The 8,405-nt window shown below is 67.1% G+C and carries 10 protein-coding genes; 2 read left to right on the top strand and 8 right to left on the bottom strand.

Annotated features, from left to right (window positions below):
* Nucleotides 1–15: 15 nt before the first annotated feature.
* Together prmC and prfA are read right to left on the bottom strand one after the other, a co-directional pair.
* On the bottom strand, nt 16–861 hold the full coding sequence (gene prmC / locus ABIE58_RS17210; protein ID WP_354545941.1) for a peptide chain release factor N(5)-glutamine methyltransferase: 846 nt from the start codon (nt 859–861) through the stop codon (nt 16–18).
* Nucleotides 858–1,904, bottom strand: coding sequence for a peptide chain release factor 1 (prfA, locus tag ABIE58_RS17215; RefSeq protein ID WP_354545950.1), 1,047 nt, complete (start codon nt 1,902–1,904; stop codon nt 858–860). The genes prmC and prfA overlap by 4 nt, the downstream gene beginning before the upstream one ends.
* Nucleotides 1,905–2,075: 171 nt before the next feature.
* Between prfA and ABIE58_RS17220 the strand changes: the two genes are divergently transcribed.
* On the top strand, nt 2,076–2,360 hold the full coding sequence (locus ABIE58_RS17220) for a hypothetical protein (protein WP_354545942.1): 285 nt from the start codon (nt 2,076–2,078) through the stop codon (nt 2,358–2,360).
* On the opposite strand, the gene ABIE58_RS17225 is transcribed toward ABIE58_RS17220, so the two are convergent.
* Genes ABIE58_RS17225 through ABIE58_RS17235 form a run of 3 tightly spaced genes read right to left on the bottom strand, consistent with a single transcriptional unit; the run spans nt 2,295 to nt 3,676 of the window.
* Nucleotides 2,295–2,699, bottom strand: a complete 405-nt coding sequence (locus ABIE58_RS17225; protein WP_354545943.1) for a DUF1499 domain-containing protein — start codon at nt 2,697–2,699, stop codon at nt 2,295–2,297. The genes ABIE58_RS17220 and ABIE58_RS17225 overlap by 66 nt on opposite strands.
* Before the next feature lie 3 nt (nt 2,700–2,702).
* Nucleotides 2,703–3,095 carry a cell division protein ZapA gene (locus ABIE58_RS17230; protein WP_354545944.1) on the bottom strand — a complete coding sequence of 131 codons (393 nt, stop codon included), beginning with the start codon at nt 3,093–3,095 and terminating at the stop codon, nt 2,703–2,705.
* A complete protein-coding gene (locus ABIE58_RS17235) occupies nt 3,095–3,676 on the bottom strand; it encodes a hypothetical protein (RefSeq protein WP_354545945.1) in 582 nt (193 codons plus the stop codon). The genes ABIE58_RS17230 and ABIE58_RS17235 overlap by 1 nt, the downstream gene beginning before the upstream one ends.
* 201 nt (nt 3,677–3,877) lie before the next feature.
* Here ABIE58_RS17235 and tkt point away from each other — a divergent pair, with 201 nt between their 5' ends.
* On the top strand, nt 3,878–5,887 hold the full coding sequence (gene tkt, locus ABIE58_RS17240) for a transketolase (RefSeq protein WP_354545946.1): 2,010 nt from the start codon (nt 3,878–3,880) through the stop codon (nt 5,885–5,887).
* Between the two features lie 49 nt (nt 5,888–5,936).
* Here the strand turns inward: tkt and ABIE58_RS17245 are convergent, their stop codons facing one another.
* The 3 genes from ABIE58_RS17245 to ABIE58_RS17255 all read right to left on the bottom strand — a co-directional run bounded on the left by ABIE58_RS17245 (nt 5,937) and on the right by ABIE58_RS17255 (nt 8,227).
* Nucleotides 5,937–6,443, bottom strand: coding sequence for a hypothetical protein (locus ABIE58_RS17245; protein WP_354545947.1), 507 nt, complete (start codon nt 6,441–6,443; stop codon nt 5,937–5,939).
* Nucleotides 6,444–6,527: 84 nt separating this feature from the next.
* Complete coding sequence (locus ABIE58_RS17250; protein ID WP_354545948.1) at nt 6,528–7,397, bottom strand: sulfotransferase domain-containing protein; 870 nt, start codon at nt 7,395–7,397, stop codon at nt 6,528–6,530.
* Nucleotides 7,394–8,227, bottom strand: a complete 834-nt coding sequence (locus tag ABIE58_RS17255) for a sulfotransferase domain-containing protein (RefSeq protein WP_354545949.1) — start codon at nt 8,225–8,227, stop codon at nt 7,394–7,396. Before ABIE58_RS17255 ends, ABIE58_RS17250 begins: the two co-directional genes overlap by 4 nt.
* Nucleotides 8,228–8,405 lie beyond the last annotated feature (178 nt).

Raw genomic sequence — 8,405 nt, forward strand, 5'->3', positions numbered from 1 at the left:
GTATTTCCACGCCGATCAGCCGGTTTCGGCGGGATGATGCCCGGCAACCACCCGGTCGCGCCCATCGAGATCGAGCAGCACGCGCACCCCCACAAGCCCCGCCTGCGCGAGGATATCCGCCACGGCAATACCCTGCCGCGCGCCGATCTCGACCAGAACGCTACCCCCCGGTGCCAGATGCGCCATCACCCCCGCACCCAGCGCGCGATAGGCCAAAAGCCCGTCGCCGCCATCGCACAGCGCCGCGCGCGGATCATGCCCGCGCACCTCGGGGGCAAGCCCGGCCATCTCGGCCTCGGCGATATAGGGCGGGTTCGACACGATCAGATCGAACCGGCCTTCGATCGCGGCAAACCAGTCGCTCTCGACCAACTCAAGCCGCCCCGCCACCCCGTGCCGCGCCGCGTTCTCGCCCGCCACCGCGAGCGCGGCGGGCGATATGTCGCACGCCACGCCGCGCGCGCCGGACCACTCGGCCAGCAGCGTCACGATGATCGCGCCGCTGCCGGTGCCCAGATCAATCAGGCGCGCGGGCGCAGGCCCCGCCAGCGCCTCGGCGATCAGGCATTCGGTCTCGGGCCGCGGGTCGAGCACATCGGGCGTGATCGTGAACTCGCGCCCCCAGAACGCGCGCCGCCCAAGGATGCGCGCCACCGGCTCGCGCGCCACCCGCCGCGCCAGGGCCGCATCGAGCCGCGCCCGCGCACCCGCGCCCATCGCCTCGTCCAGATGCAGCACCAGCCGGTCGCGCCCCACCCCCAGCGCCTCGGCCATGAGCGCGCGCGCATCGCCCGCCGCGCCCTCGATCCCGGCCTCCGACAGCCGCCGCACCGCCGCCGCCAGCGCGGCCCGCACGCTCATTCCACCTCCGACAACAGCCGCGCCTGCGCATCTGATGTCAGCGCGTCGGTCAACTCGTCCAGATCGCCCTGCATCACCTGATCGAGCTTGTAGAGCGTGAGCCCGATCCGGTGATCGGTCACGCGCCCTTGCGGGAAATTATAGGTGCGGATGCGCTCGGACCGGTCGCCCGATCCCACCTGCGCGGCGCGCGCGGCGGCGCGGTCGCCCGCCACCTTCTGCCGCTCGCGGTCAAACAGCCGCGCGCGCAGCACCTCCATCGCGATCTCGCGGTTGCGGTGTTGCGATTTCTGGCTGCTCGTCACCACGATACCGGTGGGAATATGGGTGATCCGCACCGCCGAATCGGTGGTGTTGACATGCTGCCCCCCCGCGCCCGAGGATCGCATCGTGTCGATCCGCAGATCGCCCGGATCAATCGCCACATCCACCGCCTCGGCCTCGGGCAAAACCGCCACGGTGGCCGCCGAGGTATGGATGCGCCCGCCCGATTCGGTCTCGGGCACGCGCTGCACCCGGTGCACCCCCGATTCAAACTTGAGCCGCGCAAACACCCCCTCGCCGCGCACCCGCGCCACCAGCTCGCGCAGGCCCCCGATCTCGCTCCACTGCTCCTCGATCACGTCGAAGGACCAACCCCGCGCCTCGGCATGGCGCTGATACATGCGCATCAGGTCGGCGGCGAAAAGCGCCGCCTCCTCGCCGCCGGTGCCGGGCCGTATCTCGAGGATCGCGGGCCGCGCATCGGCGGCGTCGCGCGGCAAGAGCGCGAGGCGCAAGCGCTGCTCCATCCCCGGCAGACGCGCCTCGATATCGGCGATCTCATCCTCGGCCAGCGCGCGCATCTCCGGGTCATCCAGCATCAAGCGCGCGCCCGCCAGATCGCCCAGCGCCTGCTCATAGGCGCGGATTTCCGCGACCACCGGGCGCAACTCGGCATATTCCCGGCCCAGCCGCGCGATATCGCCGCCGCCCGCACTCATCTGCGCCTCGATATACTCGAAACGCTCGACGATCCGCTGCAATCTGTCCAAGGGCACCATGACCGCGATCCTCTGTCCCATCGCCACGGCGCGGTCAAGGGCGCACGATGCGCCCCCTGCCACCGCCCCCTGTTTCTTCTTGGTCCAAATACCCCTTCCACCACCGCCGCCCGCGCCCCCGCGGCAATGGCGCATCTCGCCAAAGGCCCAGGACCGTGCTATGATTTGGTCATGCGCTTGCTCCTGGCCCTTATCCTCGCGGCGACGCCCGCCCTCGCGGATGCCACCATCGGCGGCAAGACGGTGGAGTGCTATTGCACCGATACCAAAGGTGCGCGCGTCGAGATGGGCGAGATGATCTGCCTGCGCGTCGATGGCCAGATGTTCATGGCCAAATGCGCCATGTCGCTCAACGTGCCGATCTGGCGCAAGGTCAGTGATGGCTGCCTGTCATCGGGCCTCGGCGAGACGCCCCAGCCAGCCGTCGATACGGGCGGCGTTCACGCCCAGATCTGAGCGCCCGAACCGCAACCGCCCGTATATCTCCAGCATCTCGTCCACCTGCCGCACCGTGGTATAGTCGGGGAAGCCCATGATCCGCGAGCGCGTCACATAGGTGACCATCCCGTCGGCCACCGAACCCGCCAGAACCCGCGTGCGCGGCGTGGTGCGGATGATCGCATCGAGCGCGGCCAGGTCGCCCGCGACCCGGCGCATCGCGCCGCCTTCGAGATCGCGGTTGGTGATCGTGTCGGGCATCTGGTGCCAGCGCAGCGGATCCGACGGGGCCAGCCGGATGAAGGCAAGCAGCGCCACGGCGAGCACCAGGACAAAAAGCGCGGCAATACGGGCCATGGCCTAGCGCGTCTCGGCAGGATCGAGCGTCTCGGCAGGGTCGAGCGTATCGGCCAGCGCCTCGGCGCGGGCGGCGATCTCCGAGAGCGTATCGACCACCGCATCGGGCACCACCGGCACCTCGATGCGCTCGGGCGCAGGCGCGGGCGTGGCGCGCAGCGTCTCAAGCTCGGCCTCGGCCTGCGCAAGCCGGTCTTGCAGGTTCGCGGTCTTGTCGGCCAGCATCAGCCCGGCCATGAGCAGCATCCGCGCCTCGGGCACGCGGCCCACCTGCGCCGAGAGCACGGCGGCCTCCTCGTCGAGCATCTTGGCGGCGGCGCGCAGATACGGCTCCTCACCCGCCTGGCAGGCCACCTCAAAGGCCCGCCCGCCGATCTCGATGGTCACCTCGGGCATCACGCGTCCTCCGTCTGGTCCGTGGCCCCGGCCACGGCGCTGTCGATCTCGGCCAGAACGGCGGCGACCTCGTCGCGATCCGCCGCACGCGCCGCGCGCAAGGCGTCAAGCTCGGCCTGCATCGCCGCGTTGATCGCGCCCTCATCGGTCACGCCCGCCGCGTGCGCCTCGCGCAGGGCGGCGTTGCTCTGGCGCAACTGCTCATTGGCGGCGCGCAAGGCTTGCAGATCGGCATCGAGCCGCGCCAGCGCCGCGTCCCGCCCATCCTCTCCGTCCGGCGCATCCTGCGCGCCCTGCCCTTCGTGCAAGGCCGCGAGCGCCGCCTCTTTTTCCTCAAGCCGCGCGTGCAGCACCTTGATGCGCTCTTCCATCTGCGCGCTCACCAGGCGCTCATCCTCAAGCTCCTGCCGCAAGCTGTCGAGCGCCGCGCCCCCCGAGGTCTCTGCCTCGGTCCGGGCGGCTTCGGCCTCGGCGCGGGCAGCCTCGGCCTCGGCGCGGGCATCGGCGCGGGCAGTCACCCCGTGCTCGATACGCTCCAGCGCCGCGGTGATCCGGGTCTGCAACTCGTCGATCTGGCTCATCTGCGCGATCCCTCATTCCACTATGGCCTTGACTGCAACGAATCGCACGACATGGCCGTTGCAATCAAGTCTAGATGCATCACGGCGAAAATGCGCCCCCATAGCGGCCCCTGCACGCGCCGCAGACCGGCCCGCGCTTGAATTCCCGGTGCGGGCTGGTATTGAGCGGTCAATCGTCACACCACTCAAAGGACGCCCCCCTTGGATATTGCTGCCCTGCGCGACGCGCACCCCGATCACTGGATGAAGGCCGCGGCCATTCGCGCGCTCACCCTCGACGCCGTCGCCGCCGCCAATTCCGGCCATTCGGGAATGCCGATGGGCATGGCCGACGTGGCCACCGTGCTGTTCGAGAAGCACCTGAAATTCGACCCCCAAAACCCCGACTGGCCGGATCGCGACCGCTTCATCCTGTCGGCGGGGCACGGCTCGATGCTGCTTTATTCGCTCCTGCACCTGACCGGCTATGCCGACATGCCCATCGAGGAAATCCGCAATTTCCGCCAATGGGGCGCGCGCACGGCGGGCCACCCGGAATATGGCCACGCCTCGGGCATCGAGACCACAACCGGCCCGCTCGGCCAGGGGATTTCCAACGCCGTCGGCTTTGCCATCGCCGAGGTCTCGCTGCGCGCGCGCTTCGGGCCAAAGCTGATGGACCATTACACCTACGTCATCGCCGGTGACGGCTGCCTGATGGAGGGCGTGAGCCAGGAGGCCATCGGGCTTGCCGGTCGCCACCAGTTGTCGCGCCTCATCGTGCTGTGGGACAACAACAACATCACCATCGACGGCACCGTTGATCTGGCAGACCGCACCGATCAGGTGGCGCGCTTCCGCGCCTCGGGCTGGCATGTGATCGAGATCGACGGCCACGACCCGGTGGCGATCGACGCCGCCCTGACCGAGGCCAAGACCACCGATCAGCCCACGATGATCGCCTGCAAGACCCATATCGCGCTCGGCCACGCCGCGCAGGATACCTCCAAGGGCCACGGCGCGCTCACCGATGCGGCGCAGCTTGCCGCCGCGAAACAGGCCTATGGCTGGCCCTACGGCCCGTTCGAGGTGCCCGCCGAGGTGAAATTGGCATGGGAGACCATCGGCCAACGCGGCGCGGGCACCCATGCCGCGTGGCAGGCGCGGCTTGAGGCCTCGCCGAAACGCGCCGAGATCGCCCGCATCTTTGCCCGCGACGTGCCCGCCAAGCTTTCAGCCCGCATCCGCGCGCTTAAAAAGCAGATCAGCGACGAGGCCCCCAAGGTGGCCACCCGCAAATCGAGCGAGATGGTGCTCGAAGCGGTCAACCCGATCCTGCCCGAGACCATCGGCGGCTCAGCCGATCTGTCGGGCTCCAACAACACCCGCTCGGGCGACATGACCGTGTTTGACGTGGACAACCCCAAGGGCCGCTACATCCATTACGGCATCCGCGAGCACGGCATGGCGGCGGCGATGAACGGCATGGTCCTGCATGGCGGCATCCGCCCCTATGGCGGCACCTTCATGTGTTTCACCGATTACGCGCGCCCCTCGATGCGCCTTGCCGCGCTGATGAAAATCCCCACCGTGTTCGTGATGACACATGACAGCATCGGGCTGGGCGAGGACGGCCCGACCCACCAGCCGGTGGAACATCTGGCGATTAGCCGCGCCACGCCCAACACCTGGGTGTTCCGCCCCTGCGACACGATCGAGACCGCCGAGGCGTGGGAGCTGGCCTTTACCTCCAAGGCCACGCCATCGGTCCTGTCGCTGACGCGCCAGAACCTGCCGACGCTGCGCCGCGATCACAAGACCAGGAACCTGACCGCGCAGGGTGCCTATGTGCTGGCCGATGCGGAAGGAAAACGCCAGGCGATCCTCATGGCCACCGGCTCGGAGGTCGAGATCGCCATGGCCGCGCGTGACCTGCTACAAGCCGAGGGGATCGGCACGCGCGTTGTCTCCATGCCCTGCTGGGAACTGTTCGAGGAGCAGGACGAGAGCTATCGCCGCCGCGTCCTGCCCGCAGGCCCGGTGCGCGTGGCGGTCGAGGCAGGCATTCGCTTTGGTTGGGACCGCTGGCTCTATGGCGAGCGCGGCAAGCGCGACAAGGGCGGCTTTGTCGGGATGCACGATTTCGGGGCCTCCGCCCCTGCCGAAGTGCTCTACGAGAAGTTCGGAATCACGGCAGAGGCCGTGGTCGCCAAGGTCAAATCCCTGCTCTGAACCGGGGGCCGTGGGGGGATCACTCCCCCCACCCTTTGGGCGGGTGCACTCAGCTCCCGCCCGCGCCGGGGCCGGTTTGCACAAAGCTCACCACGACGGTGCCGCCATACTCGTCGCCATCGACCTCGACCACCTGTCGGGGCAGGTCGATGGCCACGCGCCGACCTGCATCGCCGGGCTGCCACGGGCGCGCCAGCACCGCGCACTGCGCCTCTTGCCCGCCATAATTTGCCATCGGCGGCACCTCTGCCATGAAACGCAGCCCGCGCACCAGCGTCTCGCGCCCCAGCCTGACCGCGCCGGTATCAAGCACACCCTTGGCCTTGTTGAGCGAAAGCACGGATTGCTGCGCGCTCTCGGCCCAGACCCCGCAAACCATCGTGCGGCCCTGTGCCTCGCGCACGTCGACCGCCACCGTCAGGCCCCCGCCGCTGCTGTAGGTGCCTCCCGAAAGCACCGGATTGCTCCCCAGTCGCGCCACCATCTGCTGTTCCTGTGCAAAGCTGCACGCCGCGAGCAGACCGCCCGCCGCAAGCATTGAAACCGTCCGGATCATGTGGCCCTCCGTGATACTGCCTGTTTCCTTAAGATAGGCATTCCCGCGCCCGATGCCAAACCCGGTGCCGGAAACTCGCCGCGCTCAGGCCGCGCCCGCGACTACTGCGGTCTCCTTCAGCATCTCGGGATACCATTTTTCCAGCACCGGCAGGAACGCCTCGCGGATGCGGCCCACCTGCGCCGGGCTCAGATCGTCGCGCCAGACGCCCGCCTGCCCCTTGGCAAAAAACGCCTTCATCTCGGCGGGTTTTTCCACGAATCCGTGCTTTTGCTCGAATGCCTTCATCGCGTCAAAATTCGTGGCGCGCACGGCGCGGGCCAGCTTGGGCTTGTCCACCGGAATGCGAAAAAATGTCTCGATCAACCCGCGCATCGCCTTGCCGGTATTGGCGATCATATCCTCGTAACGCAGAACATGACGCGACAGACCCGGTGCCGTGGTCCAGCTTGTCACGTGATCGTCCCACCGGCCAAGCGGCTCGAAAATGCCCTCGGCGGTGCCCGCCATCGAATCCGGGTTCATCATCCGGTCGATCGCGGTATCGAGATCGCATCCCTGATGCCGGGCAAAGGACGGCGCAAGATCGAACGGGTTGCGCATGATATAGATCGCCGCCGCCGTTACCTCGGGCGGGATCAGGTCCGTGTCGCCCACGCGCATCGTCTGGCAATGGGTCTTGACGAAATGGTGAGTGGGTTTTGATCCGGCAATCAGACGCAGCGCCTGGGGCCGCATCTCCAGCCAGTCCGCGATGGTGCTGCCGTCATAGCGCCCCCCCGCAGCGGCATCGAAGAAATCGCGCCGCACATCGCCGGTGGTGAAATTGCGCAGGTTGTTGAGATCGGGGGCCTGCCCCGGCGGCATGAAATACTGCGCCAGCAGGCTGCGGATCCAGGTGTTGCCGGATTTCGGAAAAGAGGCGAGCCAGATGATACGGCGCAGATCGTTCATTCCAGATACCCGTGTTTTTTCATGACCTTGCGATGCGCGTGCTTCATCTGCTTTATCAGGCGCGGGGCCAGATCGGTCTTCCACTGATCCTTCTGCCCCTTGGCGAAAAAGCGCTCGCTTTCCTCCGATTTCTCGATGAAGCCCTGCTTTTTCTCCTGCGCCGACAATTCCTTGAAACTGGAAAACAGGATCGCGCGGTCAAGCCGGTCCTCGTCGAGCGGCATCCCCAGATGTGCCACCACCTGGCCGAAAGCGGCCTTGGGATCGGCCAGCATATCCTCGTAGCGCAGCACCAGCACGGGATAGGCGGATGTGCCCGTGGTCCAGCTTCGCACATGGTCCGACCACGACCCCATGAACTGCGTCACCGTTTCCGCGTCGGGGGGATTGGCGTTGTCGGGGTGGCTGACGGTATAGACCGCCTCCTCCGGCGTCATCCCGTAATGGCGCGCATAGGACAGCACCATGTCGAGCGGGTTGCGCAGGATATAGATGGCAGAGCGCGTCACCTCTTCGGGAATGAGCGGCACGCCACGCGCCACCACCCGCGCGTTATGCGTCTTCACGAGGTTGATATCGGCATTGTTGGCCACGATCCCGCGCAGCACCTGCGGGCGCAGGCGCAGCATGTCATCGATATCGGACGGATCAATCGGCCGCCGCGCCACCATGCCATACATCTTGGTGATGGAATCGCCCAGTGCGATCCGATGCGCCTGGTTGATCGACGCGGGTTCGCTGGCATTGGCCAGGTAATTGGCGAGGAATATCCGCATCCAGGTATTGCCCGACTTGGGGTAGGACGCCATCCAGACGATGCTTTTCTTCATGCCAGAGGATGCCCGTTTTCTGCCGCGAAACTTGTCCTGCGCACAAATAAAAGCGGCGGGAGGTAATGTCACCCCCCGCCGCCATTGTTTTCAGATCACGAGGATCAGAAGCTCAGGTTGATCGCGGTTGCGAACAGGTTGCCTTCGACTTCGGCACCGGCAGCGTTCTGGCTGTTGG

Origin of the sequence: Roseovarius sp. MBR-78 (genome assembly GCF_040547535.1) — a bacterium.
Taxonomy (GTDB): domain Bacteria; phylum Pseudomonadota; class Alphaproteobacteria; order Rhodobacterales; family Rhodobacteraceae; genus Roseovarius.

Coding starts and splice junctions, on each gene's coding strand:
- ABIE58_RS17245 (WP_354545947.1), bottom strand. CDS start 6,443: ATGATCCGGACGGTTTCAATGCTTGCGGCGGGCGGTCTGCTCGCGGCG.
- prmC (WP_354545941.1), bottom strand. CDS start 861: ATGAGCGTGCGGGCCGCGCTGGCGGCGGCGGTGCGGCGGCTGTCGGAG.
- ABIE58_RS17255 (WP_354545949.1), bottom strand. CDS start 8,227: ATGAAGAAAAGCATCGTCTGGATGGCGTCCTACCCCAAGTCGGGCAAT.
- ABIE58_RS17230 (WP_354545944.1), bottom strand. CDS start 3,095: ATGCCCGAGGTGACCATCGAGATCGGCGGGCGGGCCTTTGAGGTGGCC.
- prfA (WP_354545950.1), bottom strand. CDS start 1,904: ATGGTGCCCTTGGACAGATTGCAGCGGATCGTCGAGCGTTTCGAGTAT.
- ABIE58_RS17225 (WP_354545943.1), bottom strand. CDS start 2,699: ATGGCCCGTATTGCCGCGCTTTTTGTCCTGGTGCTCGCCGTGGCGCTG.
- ABIE58_RS17235 (WP_354545945.1), bottom strand. CDS start 3,676: ATGAGCCAGATCGACGAGTTGCAGACCCGGATCACCGCGGCGCTGGAG.
- ABIE58_RS17220 (WP_354545942.1), top strand. CDS start 2,076: ATGCGCTTGCTCCTGGCCCTTATCCTCGCGGCGACGCCCGCCCTCGCG.
- ABIE58_RS17250 (WP_354545948.1), bottom strand. CDS start 7,397: ATGAACGATCTGCGCCGTATCATCTGGCTCGCCTCTTTTCCGAAATCC.